The 23956-nt window shown below is 44.7% G+C and carries 16 protein-coding genes, 1 tRNA gene and 2 pseudogenes; 11 read left to right on the top strand and 8 right to left on the bottom strand.

The features are described 5' to 3' along the window. Positions 1-718: 718 nt before the first annotated feature. Positions 719-1648, bottom strand: coding sequence for a hypothetical protein (locus ACT6PV_RS10115; protein ID WP_445116243.1), 930 nt, complete (start codon positions 1646-1648; stop codon positions 719-721). Positions 1649-2017: 369 nt separating this feature from the next. Here ACT6PV_RS10115 and ACT6PV_RS10110 point away from each other — a divergent pair, with 369 nt between their 5' ends. Further along, on the top strand, positions 2018-2800 hold the full coding sequence (locus tag ACT6PV_RS10110; RefSeq protein WP_445116242.1) for a DUF2726 domain-containing protein: 783 nt from the start codon (positions 2018-2020) through the stop codon (positions 2798-2800). A gap of 264 nt (positions 2801-3064) precedes the next feature. Here ACT6PV_RS10110 and ACT6PV_RS10105 read toward each other — a convergent pair. The 4 genes from ACT6PV_RS10105 to argG all read right to left on the bottom strand — a co-directional run bounded on the left by ACT6PV_RS10105 (position 3065) and on the right by argG (position 6451). Beyond that, positions 3065-3140 (bottom strand) — tRNA-Glu (locus tag ACT6PV_RS10105). Positions 3141-3160: 20 nt separating this feature from the next. Continuing rightward, positions 3161-3820: a ribonuclease T gene (gene rnt, locus ACT6PV_RS10100; RefSeq protein ID WP_445116241.1), complete on the bottom strand. Its 660-nt coding sequence runs from the start codon at positions 3818-3820 to the stop codon at positions 3161-3163. After that, a complete protein-coding gene (gene pyrC, locus ACT6PV_RS10095; protein WP_445116240.1) occupies positions 3805-4839 on the bottom strand; it encodes a dihydroorotase in 1035 nt (344 codons plus the stop codon). Before pyrC ends, rnt begins: the two co-directional genes overlap by 16 nt. Before the next feature lie 253 nt (positions 4840-5092). Further along, positions 5093-6451: an argininosuccinate synthase gene (gene argG, locus ACT6PV_RS10090; protein ID WP_445116239.1), complete on the bottom strand. Its 1359-nt coding sequence runs from the start codon at positions 6449-6451 to the stop codon at positions 5093-5095. A gap of 690 nt (positions 6452-7141) precedes the next feature. On the opposite strand from argG, the gene lldR reads away from it, so the two are divergent. The 9 genes from lldR to cas3f all read left to right on the top strand — a co-directional run bounded on the left by lldR (position 7142) and on the right by cas3f (position 20930). Further along, complete coding sequence (gene lldR / locus ACT6PV_RS10085) at positions 7142-7891, top strand: transcriptional regulator LldR (RefSeq protein ID WP_445116238.1); 750 nt, start codon at positions 7142-7144, stop codon at positions 7889-7891. Then, positions 7888-9042 (top strand): FMN-dependent L-lactate dehydrogenase LldD, encoded by a 1155-nt coding sequence (gene lldD / locus ACT6PV_RS10080; protein WP_445116237.1) that lies wholly within the window; start codon positions 7888-7890, stop codon positions 9040-9042. Before lldR ends, lldD begins: the two co-directional genes overlap by 4 nt. Before the next feature lie 397 nt (positions 9043-9439). Continuing rightward, the gene (locus ACT6PV_RS10075) at positions 9440-11473 is read left to right on the top strand and encodes an FAD-dependent oxidoreductase (protein ID WP_445116236.1); all 2034 of its coding nucleotides are present in this window, start codon (positions 9440-9442) and stop codon (positions 11471-11473) included. A gap of 1183 nt (positions 11474-12656) precedes the next feature. Beyond that, complete coding sequence (locus ACT6PV_RS10070; RefSeq protein ID WP_445116235.1) at positions 12657-13829, top strand: hypothetical protein; 1173 nt, start codon at positions 12657-12659, stop codon at positions 13827-13829. Then, complete coding sequence (gene csy2, locus ACT6PV_RS10065; RefSeq protein ID WP_445116234.1) at positions 13826-14713, top strand: type I-F CRISPR-associated protein Csy2; 888 nt, start codon at positions 13826-13828, stop codon at positions 14711-14713. Before ACT6PV_RS10070 ends, csy2 begins: the two co-directional genes overlap by 4 nt. Before the next feature lie 24 nt (positions 14714-14737). Beyond that, positions 14738-15799: a type I-F CRISPR-associated protein Csy3 gene (csy3, locus tag ACT6PV_RS10060; RefSeq protein ID WP_445116233.1), complete on the top strand. Its 1062-nt coding sequence runs from the start codon at positions 14738-14740 to the stop codon at positions 15797-15799. Positions 15800-15801: 2 nt separating this feature from the next. Beyond that, the gene (locus tag ACT6PV_RS10055; protein WP_445116232.1) at positions 15802-16413 is read left to right on the top strand and encodes a type I-F CRISPR-associated endoribonuclease Cas6/Csy4; all 612 of its coding nucleotides are present in this window, start codon (positions 15802-15804) and stop codon (positions 16411-16413) included. Between the two features lie 19 nt (positions 16414-16432). Next, entirely contained in the window at positions 16433-17386 is a 954-nt protein-coding gene (gene cas1f, locus ACT6PV_RS10050; protein ID WP_445116231.1) for a type I-F CRISPR-associated endonuclease Cas1f, read from the top strand. 313 nt (positions 17387-17699) lie between these two features. Continuing rightward, positions 17700-20930, top strand: a complete 3231-nt coding sequence (gene cas3f / locus ACT6PV_RS10045; protein ID WP_445116230.1) for a type I-F CRISPR-associated helicase Cas3f — start codon at positions 17700-17702, stop codon at positions 20928-20930. 148 nt (positions 20931-21078) lie between these two features. Here cas3f and ACT6PV_RS10040 read toward each other — a convergent pair whose 3' ends face one another. Continuing rightward, entirely contained in the window at positions 21079-21381 is a 303-nt protein-coding gene (locus tag ACT6PV_RS10040) for a hypothetical protein (RefSeq protein ID WP_445116229.1), read from the bottom strand. 133 nt (positions 21382-21514) lie between these two features. On the opposite strand from ACT6PV_RS10040, the gene ACT6PV_RS10035 reads away from it, so the two are divergent. Further along, positions 21515-22255, top strand: a complete 741-nt coding sequence (locus ACT6PV_RS10035) for a 4'-phosphopantetheinyl transferase family protein (protein ID WP_445116228.1) — start codon at positions 21515-21517, stop codon at positions 22253-22255. An 86-nt stretch (positions 22256-22341) separates the two neighbouring features. Here ACT6PV_RS10035 and ACT6PV_RS10030 read toward each other — a convergent pair. Beyond that, positions 22342-22526: pseudogene (locus ACT6PV_RS10030) on the bottom strand (enterobactin transporter EntS); the annotation flags it as partial. 36 nt (positions 22527-22562) lie between these two features. Further along, a pseudogene (locus ACT6PV_RS10025) lies at positions 22563-23945 on the bottom strand (condensation domain-containing protein); the annotation flags it as partial. Positions 23946-23956 lie beyond the last annotated feature (11 nt).

Raw genomic sequence — 23956 nt, 5'->3', positions numbered from 1 at the left:
GGTGCTGTATTTGTAACATAAATAATTGGCTAAATAAAGTGCTAATTTACATTAATATAAAGGAACTCATCATTTAAGATGACGATCCATAAATAATGAAGACCGTGGTTTTGAATTTAAAATAGTAGTTTCTGGATTAAATTGTGGATAAGCCTGTTGATAACATTATCTTCATTCTGATGTTTATTATGTGTTCTGATATTGGAGCTTATTTATATATTTGAAATTAAATAAATTTTTTATTTTAAATGTTGGGGTGTTTTGAATTTAAAATATCGGTAAATAATGTTTGTATAAATTCATTTCGGCAGACTGCATTTTATCTGCATATTGATATGCGGTGCATGAATCGGATTTGATCAGAGTTATTTACAGGAATACATTTGCTGGATAATGCCGATGTGTTTGCGGGTAAGTGATTTAAAACCTGGATGATTCAATATGTTATTCTGCATATCTGAACAATAAAATGATATTTATGATGATCATAAAAAGGCTGTTGCAACTTTCAGGAAAATACTTGTAGTCTACGGGCAAAAATATGAATCCGGAGATATTTGTGCATTCCAGTAAAATGCTGGTTTAAAAGTAAATTTATTGCGTTGTTACCCAGGTGTCAGCCCATGACTGGCCTGACTGAATGAGCGGGTTCTGATGATTTTTTGTCCGTGGCAGGCGTGTCACGGAGCGGGTGGCAATGAACAGGAATTTAAAACATTCAGGCTTTTGCGTAAATACTGGCCTGAATCCAGATATTGCCACGGATATACTGGCCAATTTCAAAGTCTTTATATTGACTGTTCTGAGTGGCAATTCGGATCAGGGTTGCAGGCTGATCTTCTTCAAGCATTAATGTCACATCGTACAGGGTATATGATTGCTGCATAAACAGCATCTGGGTTTTACCGACAATTTTCCCTTGGAACCATGCTTCATCCTGCTGACCGATGGTTTCACCATATAGATAAGCCACCATTCTGGAAAAATTAACCGTCACGGGTGCCTTGTCATCCTCAGACTGGGGTTGCCATGCATCAATCAGTTCCTGAAGATTCGGCGGAGCGACACCCTGATGCTCAGATAAAATGGCATTCAGTGCGCGATGATGTTTAATGGAAGCCGGATCATCGACAATAATCTGCTCCTGGTCGGACACTTTTTCCAGCAGATAAGCCCAGCCATTCAGGCGGACTTTATAAGGCTGGTCTTTTTCATACAGATCATGATTGACACTGTACAGGTTGTCAAAGGCATAAATGGTGCTGTTTGGACCCAACTGCAGACTCAGGACTGCCTGGGTTTCTGATGACCCGCTGATAATGCGGTTAATGGTTGCGTCAACGGTGTATGGGCTGTCAAAAACAGGGAATGCAGTTTTGACCGCACGGGGCTTGCCATTTTCTACTGCAATGACCTGAGCAACCTGAATGGCCTCCGCCTGTGGCCCCTGAATTAACCAGGCATTCTGATCCATGTCAGATTCCTGCTTGCAGATTCCCATTGGCATGACCGGAGCTTCCAGTGCCAGTCCCAGCCATCTGGGAACATCCGTTGTCGGTTGGTCTGTCAACAGACTCCAGTGTTCTATATGGCTTCCAAAGCTTTGATCTTCAATGTGAATGGTTTCAGGTCTGTTTTGATTATTCATAGGTCCAGCGGGTTAACTGAGTTAATTTCATATATTAAATCGAGGGTAAAGGCTGGATTTCAAGTCCCGAAATGTAAATTTACGATTTAAAGCAAATATTTATGAAAATTTTCAGGTCCAATGAGGGGAGTCGGCATATGGATCATCCGGTCAGTTCATAAACTAGGTCAGGTTGTTTGTCGTACATCGGGGTGGAGGGCTGAAATACAGCATATGGTGCAATTCATGGCAGATTCGGCAATGCGATAGCCCTGATGCTGGTGCCTGTTGGCAGTGCTGAATGGATGGATATATCTGAGCTGTTTTTGTCGTGTATTTTAAACTTTTCATTTACAATGGATCTCATAATCTGGATAAAATGGAGAATATATGTCCTTATTATTAACTATCATTGGAATAATAATCTTAGGAATAATTGCAATCGTACTGGTTAAACCAAAAAAATTAACAGGTGCAGAAAAGCGAGAACAGGCAAAACAAAGAATGCTTGAACAGGACAAACGAGAACGGGAAAAAAGACTCAAATTAGAGGGTGAAGCAAAATTTAAAGCCGAAGAGGAAGAAAGACCTGAATTGGAGGTTGAAGCAAAATCCGGGGAAGGACAGGAAGAACGACCTGAGTTGGGAGCTGCAATTTTATCCAGGAAAGAGCAGGAGGAACAACCTGGGCTGGAAGCTGAAACTCAATCCAGGGAAGAGGAAGAAGGGCTTAAGTTGAAAAAAGTTGATTCTGAATCAGAACAGGATGAATCAGAAGTTACCAGAAAACCCCTGGAAGAAGTAATTAAAGGCAAAATACGTAAAAGCAGACCATTAAGTATGAATGAGCAACCAACATTTAAAAGACTCAGAGAAACGCTGGAGCCCGAGTATGTTGTTTTATCACAAGTATCATTCAGTGCTATTTTATGGACATGGTCAAAATCCGTAAGAAACCGATATAACCGTAAAATTGTTGATTTTGTTATTTGTGATAAAGGCTTTAATGTCGTAGCTGTCGTGGAACTTGATGATTTAAGTCACAAAGGCGAAGAAGAGCGGGATACGGAAAGGGATTTACTCTTCAGGGAAGCAGGAATAACTGTATTCAGGTATAAATTGACTCCGGAATCCTCCAGGATTCTTGAGGACATAAAATCTATTCAATTATAAGTCTGCATATATTTTAGAAGTGCAGAGGGTGACCAATGCCTAAAGAAATGACTGAAATGTGTAAACAAAGTCTGAGACTTATGAGAAGTTATTCCGGGAACCCGGAGTTTTCCCCGCTTTAATTTTTCTGATTGGAAGTACAAAAAACCGAATGCCGTTCAAAGAATGCAAATGGCTGATTTTATGGGATATGAAAAGTCTCATGTACGCTGTTTGTCCATGAAGGAACCAGACACAAAAAATGCAGAGCTATGCAGCAGAAAATGGCGACCCTACGGGGATTCGAACCCCGGTTACCGCCGTGAAAGGGCGATGTCCTAGGCCTCTAGACGATAGGGTCGTTCAGAAGATGACGGTATCTTATTGATCGGACAGTAGTGTGTCAAGTAAGTGCGGGGCGAGTTTGTTCAAAATATAGCAAAACAGTTCAGCGGTTTTCTGGGTATCGTACAGGGCTGAATGCGCTTCCTTGCCGTTAAATTCTATCCCGGCCTGAATACAGGATTTTGCCAGTACTGTCTGACCAAACATCACCGCACTTAAGGTGACGGTATCAAATACTGAAAAACTGTGAAAAGGACTCTGATTCCGGGTTCCGGTACGTGTAATGGCGGCCTTAATGAAACCCAGGTCAAAGTGGGCATTATGACCGACCAGGATGGCGTGTGTGCACTGCTGCTGTTTTCTGACATCCGTAATGGCTTTAAAGATGCGTTTCAGCGCAGTTTTTTCATCTTCTGCCATGGCAACACGGATCGGGTTGAATGGATCAATGCCGATAAAATCCAGCGAACGCTGATCCAGGTGTGCACCTTCAAAAGGGTTGATATGGGCATGATGTGCTTTTCCAGGCACAAATTTCCCGTCAGCATTATAGACAATGGGAATACACGCAATTTCCAGTAATGCATCGGTATCAGCATTAAAACCGGCAGTTTCAACATCAACAACGACAGGCAAAAAACCACGGAAGCGTTGTGCGATGACAGGTTCTGTTGCTGTGGTCACACCTTTCTCCATTGAATGGTTTTCCCTGCATATAAGGGAATAATTTTTTCACCATCCATATAATCCAGTTGCTCTGGAACGACCTGTTCCTCCCGGACCAGACTGATGGTGGTGCTGTTGCGCGGCAGACCGTAGAAGTCGGCACCAAAATGGCTGGCAAAGCCTTCCAGTCGTTCGATTTTACCGACCTGATCAAATGCCTGGGCATAGAGTTCAATGGCGATGGGGGCGCTATAGCAACCGGCACAGCCACATGCATTTTCCTTGGCATTTTTTGAGTGTGGTGCACTGTCAGTGCCCAGGAAAAACTTGGGATTACCGCTGGTTGCCACTTCAAGCAGGGTTTGCTGATGGGTCTGACGCTTTAAAACCGGCAGGCAGTAAAAATGTGGCTTGATGCCTCCGACCAGCATATCATTGCGGTTAAACAATAAGTGCTGTGGTGTAATGGTTGCAGCGACATTACGATCCTGCTCCAGGATGAAATGGGCAGCTTCACTGGTGGTAATGTGTTCCAGCACCAGTTTCAGTTTTGGAAATTGCTGTAACAGGGGGGAGAGGACTTCATCCAGGAAGCGTTTTTCCCGGTCAAAAATATCAACATGGTGATGTGTCACTTCGCCGTGCAGTAAAAGTGGAACCTGATGTTCCTCCATCTGTTCAATCACGCCATAAATATTGCTGATATCCGTAACGCCATGTTCTGAGTTGGTGGTGGCACCGGCCGGGTACATTTTAATAGCATTGACATAGTCAGATTTTTTTATTTTTTTGACTTCTTCGGGTGAAGTGTGATCGGTAAAGTACAGCACCATGCGTGGATCAAAAGACAGTCCTGCCGGAACATGAGCCATGATCCGTTCACGATAGGCATGTGCTTCTTCTACAGTTTTTATGGGTGGGACAAGATTGGGCATGCAGATGGCACGGGAAAACTGCTTTGCCATATCGGGAACTGTGCGTTGAAGTGCAGCGCCATCACGAAGGTGTACATGCCAGTCATCGGGCTGGAGTAACGTAATTTTATCCAAGGCGATTTATTCTTGCTGAAAAATAAAATAGATGATAATCGATAACGCAGCAAATGGTAACAGCTATTTTCCAGATGGTCGAAAAGAAGTCAGATTCAGCTGAAAAAAGTGTAGGTGGATAAAAATAACGCTGAATAATAAATCACAATAAAGCCGTAGCCTGTATGGAGCAGTTCGGGCAGATTCAGTTGCCGAAAACTAAAAAACCGTCTGAAATTTCAGACGGTTTTTTAGTTTTGAATCAGGAGCAATATCAGCTGTTTTTGTCTTTCAGCTGAGGAATTGCAGAGCCCTGCCCAATGGAAAGCAGGCCAGCATCGGTATAGATGGCCAGTTTTGTGCGGGTATCACTGATGTCCAGGTTGCGCATGGTCAATTGACCGATACGGTCCATCGGTGTAAATGTGGATTCACCTTTTTCCATGGTTAAGCGTTCTGCCTCATAGGTCAGATTCGGAGATTCGGTGTCCAGAATGGTGTAGTCATTGCCACGACGCAGTTCCAGTCGAACAGTCCCGCTGATGGCTTTGGCCACCCAGCGTTGTGCCGTTTCACGCAGCATCAGCGCCTGTGAGTCAAACCAGCGGCCCTGATACAGCAGACGTCCCAAACGCAGGCCATTGATGCGGTATTGCTCAATGGTGTCCTCATTATGGATGCCGGTCACCAGACGCTCGTAGGCAATGTGCAGCAGCGCCATGCCCGGGGCTTCATAAATACCCCGGGATTTTGCTTCAATAATCCGGTTTTCGATCTGATCAGACATACCCAGACCATGACGGCCGCCAATCCGATTGGCTTCCAGAATCAATTCAACCGGATCATTAAAGGTCTGGTTATTTAAGGCAACCGGAACTCCTTCTTCAAAGGTGATGCTGACTTCTTCAGGCTTGATTGCGACATCATCTTTCCAGAAGGCCACACCCATGATCGGTTCAACAATTTTGATTCCGGCATTTAAGTATTCCAGATCCTTGGCTTCATGCGTTGCGCCCAGCATATTGGAGTCGGTGGAATATGCTTTTTCTTTCGACATTTTATAGTCAAAACCATTGTCGATCAGGAATTGTGACATTTCTGCACGGCCCCCCAGTTCATCAATGAACTGCTGGTCCAGCCATGGTTTGTAAATTTTCAGCGCAGGGTTGGTCAACAGGCCATAACGATAGAAGCGTTCAATATCGTTACCCTTATAAGTTGAACCATCGCCCCAGATATTGACATCATCTTCCTTCATGGCTGTAACCAGCATAGTGCCGGTCACTGCGCGTCCAAGAGGAGTTGTATTGAAGTAAGGTACACCGCCGGTACTGATATGAAAGGCCCCACATTGAATAGCCGCAATGCCTTCAAGTGCAAGCTGTAAGCGGCAGTCGATCAGTCGGGCTTTTACTGCACCATACTGTTCTGCTTTTCTGGGAATGGCATCATAGTCATCTTCATCCGGCTGCCCCAGATTTGCGGTATAGGCATAAGGTTCTGCGCCTTTTTGTTTCATCCACAATAAAGCAGCCGATGTGTCCAGACCACCCGAGAAGGCAATTCCAACTTTTTTGCCTGCGGGTACATGCTGCAGAATAGTTGCATTATCAGTCATTGCTTGTCCTAACAATTTCAAATAGGCACCACATGTGTATATTGCGTATAGATGCGGGTGGCCAGGGTAAATTTATAACGCAGTATGATAGCACTTTTCGTTACATTTGTTTTTGTAAAACCGGTGAAATAGACAAAAAATGGCGGCAGAAAGATGTACTGATATTTTTTACTATGCACTGAAAAACAGAATATGGCGACTGAAAAGTGCAGTGCCATTAATCTATTGGGGGGCATGAATTGTCTGAAAAATCAGGCTTTCAATTGACTATTTCCGGCAATGAAATTTTTCCTTATAAAAACTGAATAAAAAACAAATAATTTTCAGTCAGGTCAGTTTTGGCTGTAAGCCGATGATTTGAGTGTTAATGTCTTAGAAATAACATAAATTGGTCATACCAATAAAAATATATTCAAACCAATGTTGATCTTTAGTGAGCTAAAAATTACTATTATGGGGTGATGGCAAAATTGTTCTGAATCTTTTGTTGTTATTGGTCATACCAATTTTAATTTTTTTGGATGATTGTCTGACCATTTATCTGTTCTGCAGGCATTTCAGGGAGATGACAATGCTTCAATACGGGAAACAGACTGATGAGGCAATAACCGGCATATTGATATCCGGTATTACTCTGATACCGGCCTTTGCATTCATTACCGGGTCATTCAGGGATGACGCCATCAGTGCATTGAGGGCAGCAGTATGAAAGTCTCCGACAAAGTGGTCCAGAAACTCCGTATGCTGATTGAACAACAAAATATACAGCCTGGAGAACGTTTGCCGGCTGAACGTAAATTATGCGAAAAACTGGGCGTATCACGGACTTCGCTGCGTGAAGCCATCCAGCAACTGACCAGTACCGGCATGCTGGTCAGCAGGATTGGTGCAGGTACATTTCTGCAGCAATTGCCGTTGAACTGGTCGCAATACCGGATTGTTGAGCCACTGAGTCATCTGATTGATGAAGACCCGGCCTATCGTTTTGATGTACAGGAGGCCCGGATCGTGCTGGAGGGTGGAACAGCGTGGTATGCCGCACAGCGGGCTACCGCGGAGGATATCAGCCGAATCCGTCATTATTATGATCAGATCAGTCATTTTCAGTCACTGGGAGACGGTGATCAGGCTGCTCAGGCGGATGCCAGATTTCATTTAGCCATTGCCGAAGCGTCACATAACCTGGTGCTGATTCAGATGATGCGTGGGCTATTTGACCTATTACAGTTCAATGTGGCATTGGGCCGTCGCAAAGTCTGGTCCGAACCACATCGTTTTGATCAATTGCATGACCAGCATCGTCAGGTGATGGAGGCAATTGAGCATCAGGATCCAAAGGCTGCCCGCAAGGCGGTCTGTGGACATATTGAGTTTGTAGTGCAACAGGTACGTCTGATCAGTGAGGAAGAAGCCCGCCGTCAGCGTGCAAGTCGATTAAACAGGATATCACCATGATTATTTCTTCTGCGAATGATTACCGCGAAGCCGCAAAACGTCGTTTACCGCCATTCCTGTTTCACTATATTGATGGTGGTGCCAATGCAGAATACACGCTGAAACGTAATGTGGAAGATTTATCAAAAATTGCGCTCAGACAGCGGGTTTTGAATGATATGTCGGAACTCAGCCTGGAAACCCGGCTTTTTGATGAAACATTGTCCATGCCTGTCGCCTTGTCGCCGGTCGGATTAACCGGCATGTATGCACGGCGTGGTGAGGTTCAGGCAGCGGTAGCAGCAGATAAAAAAGGAATTCCCTTTACTCTGTCCACTGTTTCAGTCTGTCCGATTGAAGAAGTGACTCCTGCAATTCAGCGTCCAATGTGGTTTCAGTTGTATGTGCTGCGTGACCGTGGCTTTATGAAAAATGCGCTGGAACGGGCAAGGGCTGCGGGTTGTTCCACGCTGGTTTTTACTGTGGATATGCCGGTCCCGGGTGCCCGTTATCGTGATGCGCATTCCGGGATGAGTGGGCCGAATGCTGCCATGCGCCGTTATATGCAGTCGTGTTTTCATCCCCACTGGGCATGGAATGTCGGCTTGATGGGACGTCCGCACGATTTGGGCAACATTTCAAAATATGTGGGGAAACCGACCGGTCTTGAAGATTATATCGGGTGGCTGGGAAATAATTTTGATCCCTCCATTTCATGGAAGGATCTGGAGTGGATTCGAGAATTCTGGGATGGCCCGATGCTGATCAAGGGGATTCTTGATCCGGAAGATGCAAGGGATGCCGTACGTTTTGGTGCAGATGGCATTGTAGTATCCAATCATGGTGGCCGTCAGCTGGATGGTGTTTTATCCACGACACGTGCTTTGCCCCCCATTGCTGATGCAGTGAAGGGTGATCTGAAAATCCTGGTGGACTCCGGTATTCGTAATGGGCTGGATGTGGTGCGGATGCTGGCGATGGGGGCTGATACCTGCATGCTTGGTCGTGCTTTTATTTATGCACTGGCAGCGGCAGGAGAAGCCGGGGTCAGTAATCTGCTGGAGCTGATTGATAAGGAAATGCGCGTGGCCATGACATTGACTGGTGCAAAAACCATTCAGGACATTAACTCAGACTGCCTGGTGAAACTGGAAAAAGCAGTGGCTGAATAATGGCATATGACTGATCGCGCTCATCGAAACCTGGCGTATTTGGCACAGTCCTATTCAATGTCATAAAGCAGTGCCACAGCGATGGTAACAGGCGATGATGCAGCGCCTGGCCCAGTCCGGGATTCTGACGGCTTCATTGGGAATGAAAAGTCATCGGAATCCAGCATTTCGTCCTGGCTTGATGAATGTAAAAACATCGTGCATCTGTCCCGGAAATATTCAGTGGCATACTCTCGTCAGCTTCCTGGCGGTCTCACACTACTGTGGGGGGATTTCCCTGTATTCGCTCATTGACTTTATTCACCATGAAAATTTAAACATGAGCCATCCCAAAAAAATCAAAATCCGATAAAGTAATATGCAACAAATTGCAAAGCCAATGATTTGAAGGATTCATATGACAACCAGCTATGCAAATCTGCTCAAGCCGCTTCATTTGGGGTTTACAACCATTAAAAACCGCGTTGTCATGGGTTCCATGCACACCGGACTGGAAGATCGTTTTTATAATTATCCAAAACTGGCGGCTTATTTTGAAGAGCGGGCCAGGGGTGGCGTGGGGCTGATGATCACTGGTGGTATTTCACCGAATCGTCAGGGGTGGCTCTTGCCGGCAGGGGGTACCATGAATACCCTGGCGGATATTGTGCCACATCGTCTGGTGACACATGCGGTACATCAGCATGGGGCAAAAATCCTGATGCAGATTCTGCATGCCGGGCGTTATGGCTATCAACCCTTTGTGGTCTCTGCCAGTCCGATAAAGTCGCCCATTTCACCCTTTAGACCCCGTCAGATGAGTGAAAAACAAATTCTGGAAACCATTGATGATTATGCACGTACCGCAGGGATTGCCAAAAAAGCCGGTTATGATGGTGTGGAAATTATGGGTTCGGAAGGCTATCTGCTGAATCAGTTTCTGAGCCGGCATGTCAATCAGCGTGAAGACCGCTGGGGAGGCGATATTCATAACCGGATGCGTTTTGCTGTGGAGATTGTCCGGGCAATCCGGGAAAAAGTCGGTGAGAAATTCATTGTCTGTTTCCGTCTGTCCCTGCTGGATCTGGTGCATGATGGCAATACCATGAATGAAGTGATTATTGTGGCGCAGGCGTTGGAAAAGGCTGGAATTACGTTGCTGAATACCGGGATCGGGTGGCATGAAGCACGGATTCCAACCATTGTGACTTCGGTACCCCGGGCTGCATTTGTGGATTATACCGCTGAGGTTAAAAAGCATGTTTCGGTGCCGGTCATTGCATCCAACCGGATTAATATGCCGGAAACGGCTGAGCAGATTCTGGCGGCCGGTCAGGCAGATATGATTCAGATGGCACGTCCTTTACTGGCAGATGCATTCTGGGTCAACAAAACCGCAACCAACCGTGTGGATGAAATTAATACCTGTATTGCCTGTAATCAGGCCTGTCTGGACCATACCTTTAAAAATCAGCGTGCAAGCTGTCTGGTAAATCCCAGAGCGGCTTATGAAACTGAGCTGGTGTTTGTCAAAGCCAGAAAAACGAAAAGAATTGCCGTGGTGGGCGGTGGTGTGGCCGGCATGTCTGCTGCAACTGTGGCAGCCAGTCGTGGTCATCAGGTGACTTTATTTGAAGCCAGTCATGAAGTGGGTGGGCAATTCAATCTTGCGAAAGTTGTTCCCGGTAAGGAGGAATTTCACGAGACCATTCGCTACTTCAAAGTTCAGCTTGAAAAAACAGGCGTGGATCTGCGTCTGAATACCCGGGTCAACCGTGAGCAGCTTGAGCGTGAGGGTTTTGACGAGGTGGTCGTGGCCACCGGCGTGATTCCACGTGGTCTGAACATTGCTGGCAGTGATGCACCTCAGGTGTTGTCCTATGCAGAAGTGTTGCGTGGTGCACCAGTTGGAGATAAAGTCGCCGTGATTGGTGCCGGTGGAATTGGTTTTGACGTGTCGGAATATTTACTCAAACCTGAGCACCAGCCTCAGCCACAACCGCTTGCAGACTGGAAACGTGAATGGGGTGTGGACCCGCATGCCAACTATGTGACCGAAGGGGGAATGCAGCCGGCAGAGGTAGAAGTACCGGTTCGTCAGATTTATTTAATGCAGCGTAAAACCACACCGTTGGGCATTGGATTGGGGAAAACTTCAGGATGGGTACATCGGGCACAACTGAAAAAACATGCCGTCAGAATGTTGCGTGGTGTGCAATATAAGTCTGTGACCACTGAAGGTTTATGGATTGAAAGCAATGGCCATGATCAGTTGCTGCGGGTGGATACCATTGTGGTCTGTGCCGGTCAGGAGTCTGTGAAGGATTTAATGCCGAAAGAAGGAGAGTCCACGCTGGCCCGTTATCATATTATTGGCGGGGCCAAACTGGCTGCAGAGCTGGATGCAAAACGTGCCATTCGTGAAGGAGCTGAACTGGCGGCTAAGTTATAAGTGATCAGCTTGTGAGGGGTGAATAAAAAGAGAAGCAGTTTGCTTCTCTTTTTATTCACCAGGGTTTAAATCTAATCATCTGGGCGATGATAAACACATATTAATGAATGCTAAGCATCAATTTCTCAACTATCTGTACGACAGCAAACTGTACGTTAAATACCGCTTTTAAATCATAGCAAATCCAGGCGTATGATCCTTCATTTGTAACAATTATAAAACTCAATTTAAATCTTTTCCTTGATACTTAGAAATATTTTAATATAAAAAAAGTGTTGACAAGATCCTTTGGGTTAAGCTAGCTTTAATAGCGAATGGGCATAAAAAAAGCAGATATTAGGCCTTGGAAACTTCATATCTGCTTCTTGTCCATTCCTTAAATCGTCAATTACCTAAGTGAGGACTGTCTTTATGGTAGCACAATATACCGCTTTATTACCATTTCATATGCAACAGCAAAGTGTTATGGGCAATACAATATCCTGGATTTCATTTCTCTTTTATGCCCTGCAATATGCAGCAGATTCTGTGGAGGAGTGAAAGATGTCAGTATTCATTGTTAACAAACAGTCGCAGTTTAATGGAGATCATGAAGTTCATAATCTGACAACAGGTTGTCGGTATATGCCACAATCCCAGAATAGAGTTGAGTTGGGGGAGCATCCCTGTTGCTACGATGCTGTTTTATTTGCGCACCGGAATTGGCCCCAGAGCAGAATTAATGGATGTTATTACTGCTGTAATGAATGTCATACCGGGTAGGAAGATGTGATGGCCCTGACTGTGCTGTTTTGTGGCACAGTCAGGGCCAGCCAGGCATATTGTTAAAAAGTAAGTAGCCTGGAAAACACCACAGGATGTAAATGATCAATTTGGAAATGCAGGTATAATGTGGAAACAACCGGGTTGTTTTTAACATTGGCGGTAATAAATATTAAGCGTCAGGTCAGTCAGTATAAACATGATCAGGAAGAAATTGCATAATGGTTTAAACATTCCTTATGAAAGTTTAATCTGTTAATTTTTTTGAAGTATTCATCTGCCATATTTTTATTTTCCGGTTATTCATAAAGTTCTGAAGCTGAGTTTTTGTGGGGAATTATGTCGTCCAAATATCTGTTATCTCTTTTATTTTCAATATAGTAATGTCATAATTTAAGTAACAATTAAAAAGGGGATCATCATGAGTAAAACAATTGAAGATGATGTGTTTCAGAATAGCTTAAAAGAATCTGTACATTTTAGCTTCAAAACCATCAATTCCAATATTGAAAAAGGCGGGATCCGTTTAAGTAAAAAACAGGCGCTGGATTTACCCTACATCAGTGCACGTACATTACTGAATGAAGATTTTCTGATTCCAACGGATTATCAGGCCAATGCCGGAAAAACGGCTTCTATTTTCAAAGTGGTAAAAGCAGCTATGCTGGATGATGACATCAGCTCAGAAGAGGTTGAATTTCAGCATCAGGTTGAACAACTTAAGTCATCTATTCATACTGTTTTTGATGAGCCCTACCAGGCAGGTACTGAATATATCGATATCCGTATGCGTCAGGTGTTGATTCCCAAAAAAGATGGTGAATATCTTTCCATTAGTCCATTAACGGCGGCCGGAGTCAATTATCTGATTAATCAGGAAGTTGACTTCATTAATGAAGTTCGTAAAGAAAAAGACAGTGAATTTAACCGAATTCAGACCGCAGTTTTTGGAATCGGTGGGGCGAATCCACAAAACGTTGGTAGTCTGGTTCGGGCCATGCAGCGTCCAGTCACGCTGGGATCACCCCAGGCCAATGAGAAGACTCGGCAGGCTTTTGCGGTTTTCTATAATGGATTTAAATTCAATATATTATGTAAGATAAAAATTTCAAAAGGTGAAAAACAGGCTTTACAGGCTTTGGAAAAATGGGCTGGTATCCTGAATCGGCAGTTGATTATTACTGTAAATAATGTGATTCAGAATTGGCATGATTTAGAGATTTTTGCCCCAACCACCAATAAAAAAATACGCGAACAGGAAATTTTATTTCTTGAAATTATTGTTCATGATGTGCTGCATCAGGCAAGCATTCAAAAAAATATTCTCGAAGAGGCTGAGTCCATATTACCTGCAATGGATGAAATCGAACGTCCTTCGTTCTGGGTACACCCGAGTCTTTCATTGGTGGTTCAGGGACTGATTGACCCTGAACTGAGAGATGACCACTGGCGCATCAAATTTGCTGACCATTTGGCTAGGAAAATAACCAATACAACCTTTAGTGTGGAAATGGAGAGTCAAACGGTCGAAATCACGCTTGATCATCACGCAGAGGGCTATATTACCCGCCGTTTACGGGAGATGATCCGATGAGTTGTTATGCGGTTATTCCCCGGATTCGGGTACAAAATGCCAATATGCAGACCAATGGCTTTTTACTGGGCGGTGTGCCACTGATGGCGGCTAATATGTTTGCACATCATCTGGCCAGGCAATTGAGCACTCAGGATCAGGGGCTGATTTATATTCATCATGATCTGCAGCGCCTGGGGGGACAGGCCTACGGTCGCTTTACTCCGGCTCAGCGGCGTGGTGCGGTATTTATTGGCAAAAAGGATTATTCCTCTAAAAATAAATATGCGCTGTCGCTGCAGCCGACCGCATCCTGCCATCTGGAATTCAGTCTGGTCATTAAATTTGCCAGTTCACGTCTTAGTCCTGAAAAACTGGCCAGTATTCTCAGCCGCAGTCGTTTTGCCGGTGGTCAGATTGTCGAGTTTTCAAAGATTAGCACGCATAGTGAAAATGAATTGGAAACAGCGTTAAAGAAAATTAAAACAGGTTTTGTTGTGCTGGACCGACAGGATTTACTGATTCAGTATCAGCAGCGCAAACAACTCAATCGGGTTCAGGCTTTTACACAGTTGCTGGCCTTAAAGTCCGAACAGCTCAGGACATTCTTTGCTGATCAAAGCCTGAGCTGGATCTCTGCTACCTGTCTGGGGTATGCGCTGCTTGAACCTGTTAATGAGCAACGTGCAGGCATCCGTCAGGCGCAGGATCAGCATATTACACCTCATGCTTATGCTGAACCCCTGACCGGTATGGTGCAATATTTTTCGCTTGGTGAAATTCTACGCAGGTCAACTGATGCAGAAGACAGCAGTTGGCATGATCTGGAACAGCTGTTGTGGAGCTATCATTGGCCATATGATGATATTTTTCTTTTAAAACAAAATCACGCAATCACACATTAACCGTTAAACATAAGGAATTTTAAAATGACAATTTTCAAAAAATTACCCGGTAGTCTTGCTTTACAGCGTGGAACCGTTATAAGTGATGGGGCATTTTTCAATTTATTTGAAGATGGCACACAGGAAGTCCTGCATGTGATGTATCACGGCATTCGCGGTACACAGAACGTAGCGGGAAATAAGGAAAAAGGGGCGGCTGCCGGGAACTCACTTGCCCGTGAAGTCAACAATATTCAACTGACTGAATCGGCAAAACTCCAGTCAGGAGCCAGGCTTTTGGTGAAATGGGATTTCCGTTTTATTGACTTAGGTTATGTGCTTTTTGCCAGTGCATCCAAGGCAGGTGCAGATAAAAGTGAAGAATATAATTTCCGTCAGGCATTTCTGGGTTTTGTGGATCGTGCAAAACAAAGTGACGGTTTAAAGGAAGTGGTACGCCGTTATGTGCGTAATATTGTGAATGGTCGCTGGTTATGGCGCAACCGTATTGTCGCTGAAAGTATTACCATTCAAGTGACTGCTCAAGACTACCCTGAAGCATTTAGCTTTAATGCCCTTTCTTACAACCTTAAAAGCTTTGATGAAACTTCTGAAAAAGAACAGAAACTTACCGATATTCTGCTCAGGGGGATTACTGGCGAATCCACGAATGCAGGATTGCACATTGAGGCCACTATAGATTTCGGGATGGGTGGTGTTGAAGTGTTCCCATCTCAGAACTATCTGGAGGATAAGCCCAAAGGTTTCTCTCGTTCCCTCTATCAATTAATACCGAAAAGACCGGATCACAAAGCAAATGACAACCAATATCTGGGTCAAGCTGCATTACGTGACCAAAAAATTGGAAATGCTTTAAGAACCATTGATACCTGGTATCCGCTATTTACAGAAAATGATGGAAAGCCAATTGCGGTTGAACCGAATGGTGCAAATCTGGAAGGTCAGATTTTCTATCGTGTCGGGAAAGATAAAGTTTCGGCATTCGATATTTTAAAAGAAGTTGCTGAGCTTGATCCTGACAGTGAAAAAGGCATGTTCCTGATCGCGTGTTTAATTCGTGGTGGCGTGTACTCTGAGGGTGAATAATCATGGATGTTAATTATTATCTGGATATCCGTGTTATTGAATCATCAGGTGATACGGATTTAAAACTTGGCCATATTCGTAATCAGATTTATACCGTCATTCATGGAGCATTTCGGAAATTACCCGCACATTATGCACTGGCGTTGGAGATATCTGATAAATTGAAAGCCAGACAGGAACAATTTGTACAAAAGCATGGTCGTTCAGCTAAGCCTAACTTTGATATTTTGCGAATTTTTGCAGAAAAGCAGGATGAGTTAGATGAACTTATTGAGGCAATTAAAGGACACTGGAAAATACGCGACTATACCGTTTTAGGCGTCGCAATTCCTGTTCCTACTGCCAAAATTTCGGGTTGGAAAAGTTATCGGCGTTTTCGGATTCCGACCCGAAAAGCGGAGCGGACCCAACTGTCAGAGCATAATGAGCCTTTGCGGGATCGACGTTTAAAAACAGCCAGGGATAAACCTTTTTTTCAGGTCAGAAGTCAGAGTACGGGACAGGGGTTTACGGTCATTGTCGATATTCTGGACAGTGAAAATGCCGGACCAGGCTTTCCAGATAGTTATGGACTTGCCCGAAAAGAGAGTCCATTTGCTTTACCAGTTTTTTAAGCCAATATCAGGAAAATTGATGAGTCAGCTTCGTCAGGAACGCAGTCGTCCCTTAATGCTTTCAAAACGGGCCTGTGTATTTTATCTGGAAAAAGTCCGTGTCATTTTAAAGGATGACCGAATCGTCTATCTGACAGAAAATCTGCAGCCAATTGAATATTTTTATAATATTCCAGAGAAAAATACGGCCTTTCTGCTACTTGGGAAAGGCAGTTCTCTGACCGATGCTGCTGCCCGGCGACTGGCTGAATCAAATGTGATGGTCGGTTTTTGTGGTTCCGGTGGGTCTCCTTTATTTTCATCATTGGATTTAACTTTTCTGGCTCCTCAAAGTGAATATCGTCCTACTGAACATATGCAAATCTGGATGAAAGCCTGGTTAAATGATGATGCCCGGTTGTTGATGGCAAAAATTTTGTTACTTGAGCGGATTACCCTTGTCTCAGAGAGCTGGAAAAAGAATCAGGATTTGATTCAGTATGGTATTCGTGTAGATGAAAATGCTGTGATCTCTTTTCGTCAGGCGATAGATCCGGCTGTAACACAGCAGGAACTACTTGCAGCTGAAGGGCGCTGGGCAAAGTCGTTATATAAACAACTTGCTCAGGGCTGTAATTTTCAGTTTACCCGGGATGAAGGGAAAAACTCTCATGACAGTACGGCTGACATTGCCAACAACTATCTTGATCATGGCAATTATATTGCCTATGGTTATGCTGCCGTGGCTCTAAATGGTATGGGCATTAGTTTTGCTTTGCCTATTCTGCATGGGAAAACCCGTCGGGGTGGTTTGGTCTTTGATATTGCGGATTTAGTCAAGGATGCGTTTGTGATGCCGCTCGCTTTTGTATCGGCCATGAGAAACCACAATCAAAAAGAGTTTCGTATGCAGCTCATTGAAACCTGTCAGGATCAGGAGTTATTGGATTATATGTTTGGCTTTATTTCTGAGACATGTAATAAAATTAAATAATATCAGTCACTTACTTGGTTGTCTTTTTTTGAAGTATTTTTATTCTTTAAAAGCTTATATCATTGATTTCAGGAGTTTTGTTTATGCTGAATTCCAGTGTGTCATCGCATAGATGATTTAGAAATTCGTGAAGCATTGGGGGTGAAGCCATGAACAGTGTGTCATCGCATAGATGATTTAGAAATGTCGTCCAGGCGCTACCGTATTGGGCGATAAAGTATTGCTGAATAACAATGTATGGGAAAAGGTTTCTTCTTGATTATGCAGGAATGGATTATATTGATGATGTCTAATCTTTAGCAATAATTAAAAAATGCATATTATCCTGATCTCAGCTTGCGAAAAAAGAGCACTAAAAAAGACCCGGGCAATTCTGGACAGCTATGCCATACGTACAGGACAGACTTCCTGGCAGGCCCCTATGACAATGGAGGGACTGAAAGAAATCCGCAGCGCCTTAAAGAAAGTAGCAACCCGACAGACTGCTGTTGCAGCCTATGTTAACTATGGTATGCGCCGTATGAAACTGGCGTGGGTTGTCGGCGCAAAATATAAATTTGCAGGCGATGGAGCCTATCCGGTTGCTTCAACCAGAAAGCAGCAAGAACAACGGATGCTGGAAGCATGGGTCAAAGTGAGCAGTCTGCTTGCCGGGGCAGCAGGAGATATGCATGATATTGGCAAGGCATCTGTTCATTTTCAGCATAAGCTCAGTCCGGAAATGGCAGGGCAAAGAATTAGGGATGATGTCCGCCATGAATGGTTGTCCATGAAGCTTTTACAACAGTTACGACACAATGGCTGGAATTGGGAACTGGCATGGAAAAACCTGGCCAGGGGCCTGGACAGATTTACATTGGGGGAGCGGCAGGAAATTGAGGCGGGCATACAGAATGAACGGGAAGCGGTGGATTATCTGATTGTTACGCATCATGGTTTACTGGGGATTGAAGAAGGACAAAAAGATAATGCGCTGGCCCTGCCGCATTATGCAAATCACGTGCGGACAGTTGTACCGAAACCTGAACAACTCCGCTGTGCCGGTGAGTTACCGGCTTCTATTTTTAAAAGCTACCAGAAACGCATGCAGCGTTTAACTGGATTATTGACACAGCAAAAAGATACTCAGCTTTTATACTGGAAAGCTCAGGCTTTACATGCCAGGGCTGCGCTGATTCATGCGGATCATATTGTCTCTGCACAGCAGTTCCCGGCGGTTCAACGGGAAAATGTGCAGTTATTTGCCAACACCAAATTAAAACGCACAGAAAAGGGGATAATGGAAAAGCAACAGGATCAGCCTTTGGAATGGCATTTGCATCAGGTGGGTGACCGGGCTGCACGTATCGCTGTACAGATGATGACCGATCTGAATTTATCCGGTTTATCTGAACAAACGGTTGAATATATCTGCCAACCTACTGTAAACCCACGTTTTCAGTGGCAAAATATTGCTGCAAATGCCTTACAGAAACAGATTCAGAAAATCCCTGAAACGCCTGCTTTAATTCTGAATATTGCCGGAACGGGCAGTGGTAAAACCCGCATGAATCTTCGGGCCGCCTGCACGTTACGCCCCGATGATCCACGCGTCAGCATTGCATTAAATCTGCGTTCATTAACTCTGCAAACTGGTGAAGCATTGAAATCATCCATGAATTTATCGGATGATGAAATTGCGGTGATTATTGGTGATACGGTGACTCAGACTTTATTTGATGCTGCCCGGAGGGAGTATGCTGATGATGATGAAAATCGACCTGAACCGATTTTTGATGCCCTCGGTGAAGATTATGCGTTGCCTGAATGGTTACATCCGTTATTTATGGTGGAGCGAAAAGGGCAAAAAGTGCCGGATTTACAGGGCAGGACTGTTCTTGCTTCGCCCTTACTGGTGTCGACCATTGATTATCTGATTGCAGCAGGTGAACCTCATCGCCAGGGACATCATGTAAAAGCGTTGCTTCGCATAATCAGCAGTGATCTGATACTGGATGAAATTGATGGCTATGAACCCAGGGCCCTGATTGCTGTGTTACGGCTGGTGCAACTGGCAGCACTGTATGGTCGTCATGTGATCTGTTCCTCGGCCACATTATCCTTAACGGTTGCAAAAACCATTCATCGGGCTTTTGAGTCGGGCATACAGATGCGGGCTGCCTTATATGACAAAGAACAAAAATCACTGATTGCGATAATCGATAATGAACTGACGCCCCGGGTCTGGCTGGACCATTCAGATCAGACTTCAGATTTTACAGTCAGGTACCAGCAACATCTGGATGATTTACAAACTCATCTACTGACAAAAACGACGTATCGCCTGGCACAGTGCATTCCTTTTAACGAAACAACAGTATTGAGCTGGAAACAGTCAGTGCTGCAAGCGGCCCGGCAATTACATGACCATCATGGCTGGCAATTTAAAAAGACGGATAAAAAAATTTCATTGGGACTGATTCGGGTTGCCAATATTAAACATGCCATTCGCCTGGCGCAGTTTCTTGCTGAGTACTGGCCTGAAGCAAAAATTGCCTGTTACCATGCCAATGACTGGTTGATTTCACGGTTTTATAAGGAGCAGCGCCTGGATCAGTTACTGACCCGTCATAAAGATGGCAGGAAACGAAAAACAGGCAATGAACAGATTGAACAGGATACAGAAATCATTCAAATGGTTGAGCAAGCTCAACAGACAGATATCCCCCTGATTGTTGTGGCGACGCCCGTTGAAGAGGTCGGACGGGATCATGACTTTGACTGGGCTGTGATTGATGCATCCAGTGTACAGTCGATTGTGCAGACTGCGGGGCGGGTCAACCGGCATCGGCTGGAGCAGATCCGGCAACCGAATATCATGATTCCGCAGTGGAATTACCGCTATTGTAATGAACGGGATCGGGAGCGTCACAAGCAGCAATCCCGGCAGCGTAAAAGTGTTTTTATTGATCCGGGTTACGAAGGCTATGGGTCTTCATCCACCTTTAGCTATCCTTCCCAGGATCTGGCTGAATTATTGCCCTGGGATGAAAATAAACAGCTGGTGGTGAATGCCTGTCTACGTTTTGATCAGCAGAATTGTTTGTTTGCACAACTGGATGATCGACAGATTGGAAGTTTCTGTAAAAATTATTTTTATGATCAGGGTGAGCAGATGTTTTCCCGTGCAGATGTCGATGCATGCATTATGACGGAGCAGATTTATAATGGAACCTCGTTGCGGGAGAATCCGCATCAGGAAATTTATACCTTTAAATGGGACGGCGACTTAATTATAGAAAAGCAATCTTATGGGATTGATACCGAGGCCACTGGAAAACTGAAATATCCTGTCTATGGTTTTGGTTGGAAAACCGTGAAATTTGAAGAAATATTGCCCCGGCCACAAGCCTGGCTGGCCCTTACCCCACCGCAAATGCTTGCATATTGTCAGAAACATCCCATTTCAGATCAACAGGGCTGTCAGGTGTCACTGACCTGCTATGACCAGAACGAATCCCCGCGATGGTGTTATGATCATGGCTTTGGATTGTTCGAAATGTAATTACAGTGAGTGTGATGATATATCTGCCAGCACCTCTTTGTCGCCTGAATTACGTTCAACCCGGCACAGACCGGTTATCACCATGCAGCATGCTGAAATTTATTCTGAAAAACTGAAGTCTCGGTTTGTTAACTATTTCCTGTGCTCTTTATATCTTTTGGCTTTCTGATGGCATATGGATCATTCTGTCCATAAAGAGCCGGCTGTTGCGGTATAAGGCACAATCCCTGCTGATAAAACCGCAGAAAAGCCCGTGCAAACAGCAGAGGTTAAGGATCAGTACATCGCCCCCATAGACCGCTTTGTGGAATAAATATGCAATGACCGAGGTCAGGGGAATTGCAGACAAGACCATCGCAATTGAAAATAACGGCTGAGGTAATGCCGGGGCATAACCGATGAGAAAGGTATAAACAGTATTGAACAGGAAAATGGCATAATCACCATACATAAAGAATTGGATGTTATATAAGGATTAGTATATGGAAATGATAACTGTTATTAAATGGCATCTATAATTATCTTCATTTGTGAATTCGGTTTTTAATGTGTGTCTTCCATGAAATTTTTTATAGGCCTGTTCGATGAGTTTTCTGAAATTTCCTGAACATCTGTCTGCTGAGGTGATGACACTTGCCCGGCCGCTCAGCATTGATACTGCACTGCGCATGTACCACCTGGACCTTGCACGGATCGGTGACACATTGCAGCATGCTGAACTGGATGTACCGGATTATCTGCTCAGGGCCAACAGACAGCGCAAACAGGAATTTTATGTGGGACGTCTGCTGGCGCAATCCATTGTGCAGCAGGACTTTGCCCGCCAGGAACCGATAACCTGTCTGCAATGTCGCTTACCGCTATGGCCTGCGCCATTGCTGGGCAGTATCAGCCATTCAAAAGATCAGCTGTTGGTGGCTGTGTCGGATACGGGCCATTGTCTCGGGGTGGATATCGAGCACTGGGTGGATGGTACATTTGCCCGTGACAGTGCCGGATTGATTCTGACTGAATCTGAATTGCAGTTGTGGCATGCCGGTGCCATCTCAGGCCTGAGTTTCAGCCAGTATGTTACTTTGCTGTTTTCCATGAAGGAGAGTTTATATAAGGCGGTGTATCCGGTTGCACAACACTATATCGATTTTTTGGAAGCAGCGTTAGTGGATATTCATTTGCAACAGCAGAAGGCAAAATTATGTTTTTGTGATGCCGTACAGCAGCGTTACGGTTTATTCGGTGAATATGAGGGGGGTTATAAAATGGAGCAGGACTATTTAATTACGTGGATCTTTAAAGCAAAGGGTATTCAGGACAGTGGTGATTGAAAGCATACTGAATTTCAAAAACTGAATTTAAAAAGAAGGTGATTTGCCTTCTTTTTAAATTTAAATGCCGTAAATCAGGATGGAATTTATGCGCCTTCCTGGAGATTAGGATCATTAAAACTTGCTTTGCGAGCACCGTGGAAATTCATTAGAAAGATAATGCCCAACAGCAGGCTGATGCTGCCAAAACAGAGGATACTGCCGGAGCCAGCCAGATGGTGTTGATCCGCTTCAGATATTCATCCGGGGTATGTCCCTGGACAATGCTGTAATGCTTTCCAGCAGTGCAAGCGGATCACAGTGTGTATCCGCATGCAGCCAGTGTACTGTCTTGCTGCTGAGGGGTGATGTTAAATGGCATGCAGGGTTGCTTTGGGTGCAACAGGCATTGTTCCAGTAACAGGGTCAGGCGCTGGCCATGCATCAGCAGTTCATGCTGGCTGTATCGCAGTGCGTCGGCACGTAATTCAATGATCAGCTCATGATTCTGCACAATAAATGAAAATTCAAAATCATCAATCGGGCCGGTTGAAATATGATGGATTTTGACCGGTTGCCGGTCAATTTGCAGATCCTGATCAAAAGCTTTGTAGTTCAGGATAGAGCTATAAATCCGTTCATGAATGTCAATGGAGTTCAGATCACGCAGAATCTGTTCAGCATCGTATTTCTGATGGGGCTGGATCAGTTGTAATTGCTGCTGGACATGTTTTGCCAGGCTGAGCCAGCTGTCATCTGCTGTAACTGAAAACTTCACAGGCAGCACATTGACGGTGGGAATCAGTGAGCGGATGGCTTTTGACCCGAGTCGGCGCATAAACGGAATGCCCATTACCAGCTCGGATTTATCCGTCATGCCATGTAGATAATGCAGGGAAAGTGACATCATCATGTCGGGCAGGGCAAGCCTGGCCGCGGTGGCCAACTCCTGAATCTGTATTAAAATACCTGTAGAGCAATGCAGCTGATGCCTGACAAAACGGGCTGTGGTTCTGGGCGGTAGATGGTGGGTGCTCAGGCTGACCGGCGTCGGCAGGTCCTGACAGTATTGCTTCCAGAAGGTCTGATCCAGCTGGAATTGTGGACTGTTTTCATAGTCCTGTCTTTCCTGAATAACTTCATTCAGCGCAATGAACGGGGTCGCCGTCAACGGTGCCTGACTGAGTAACTGATGATAAATTTCAACAATGCGTTTTGTCAGGTTAATGATACTGAAACCATCTAGCATAATATGGTGGTAACGCTGATACCAATAGACCCGGTTATGGCAGATGAATAATGCCTGTCGATATAGATGTGTATGACCGGCTTTCAGTGATCGGGCATGCCCGCGGTCGGTCGGCATCCAGTCCCACAGTCGCTGCTGCGACTTTTTCGGGGAAAGGTGACGAAAATCAAATTCTTCAATATGGATCCGGGCCTTGGGATTCAACTGTAAAAATGGCTGAGTCGGATCAGATGAATAATGGGCAGTTACGGTATCTGCCTCACTCAGTCCCATCTGAATGGCCTGTTTAAATACCGGCAGCTCAATGCTTTCAGGTAATTCAAGACAATGTGCAATGGTGTACAAATCTTCAATATGACTTAAATGATCTGCCAGGAAAATACCCTGTTGTGTGGATAACAGCTCCAGGTATAAGGGCTGAGTCGGGTCCTGCTGAAACGCATGCTGTAATGGCTTATTCATGGGAGAACTCC

It is taken from the genome of Acinetobacter sp. WZC-1 (assembly GCF_052544965.1).
This window is presented reverse-complemented; position numbering and strand designations above follow the sequence as displayed.

Excerpts from the sequence above, each read along its gene's own strand:
- ACT6PV_RS10075 (WP_445116236.1), top strand. The coding sequence starts at position 9,440 with ATGACAACCAGCTATGCAAATCTGCTCAAGCCGCTTCATTTGGGGTTT.
- cas3f (WP_445116230.1), top strand. The coding sequence starts at position 17,700 with ATGCATATTATCCTGATCTCAGCTTGCGAAAAAAGAGCACTAAAAAAG.
- lldD (WP_445116237.1), top strand. The coding sequence starts at position 7,888 with ATGATTATTTCTTCTGCGAATGATTACCGCGAAGCCGCAAAACGTCGT.
- rnt (WP_445116241.1), bottom strand. The coding sequence starts at position 3,820 with ATGGAGAAAGGTGTGACCACAGCAACAGAACCTGTCATCGCACAACGC.
- ACT6PV_RS10055 (WP_445116232.1), top strand. The coding sequence starts at position 15,802 with ATGGATGTTAATTATTATCTGGATATCCGTGTTATTGAATCATCAGGT.
- cas1f (WP_445116231.1), top strand. The coding sequence starts at position 16,433 with ATGAGTCAGCTTCGTCAGGAACGCAGTCGTCCCTTAATGCTTTCAAAA.
- ACT6PV_RS10035 (WP_445116228.1), top strand. The coding sequence starts at position 21,515 with ATGAGTTTTCTGAAATTTCCTGAACATCTGTCTGCTGAGGTGATGACA.
- ACT6PV_RS10110 (WP_445116242.1), top strand. The coding sequence starts at position 2,018 with ATGTCCTTATTATTAACTATCATTGGAATAATAATCTTAGGAATAATT.
- csy3 (WP_445116233.1), top strand. The coding sequence starts at position 14,738 with ATGACAATTTTCAAAAAATTACCCGGTAGTCTTGCTTTACAGCGTGGA.
- ACT6PV_RS10070 (WP_445116235.1), top strand. The coding sequence starts at position 12,657 with ATGAGTAAAACAATTGAAGATGATGTGTTTCAGAATAGCTTAAAAGAA.
- csy2 (WP_445116234.1), top strand. The coding sequence starts at position 13,826 with ATGAGTTGTTATGCGGTTATTCCCCGGATTCGGGTACAAAATGCCAAT.
- ACT6PV_RS10040 (WP_445116229.1), bottom strand. The coding sequence starts at position 21,381 with ATGTATGGTGATTATGCCATTTTCCTGTTCAATACTGTTTATACCTTT.
- lldR (WP_445116238.1), top strand. The coding sequence starts at position 7,142 with ATGAAAGTCTCCGACAAAGTGGTCCAGAAACTCCGTATGCTGATTGAA.
- ACT6PV_RS10115 (WP_445116243.1), bottom strand. The coding sequence starts at position 1,648 with ATGAATAATCAAAACAGACCTGAAACCATTCACATTGAAGATCAAAGC.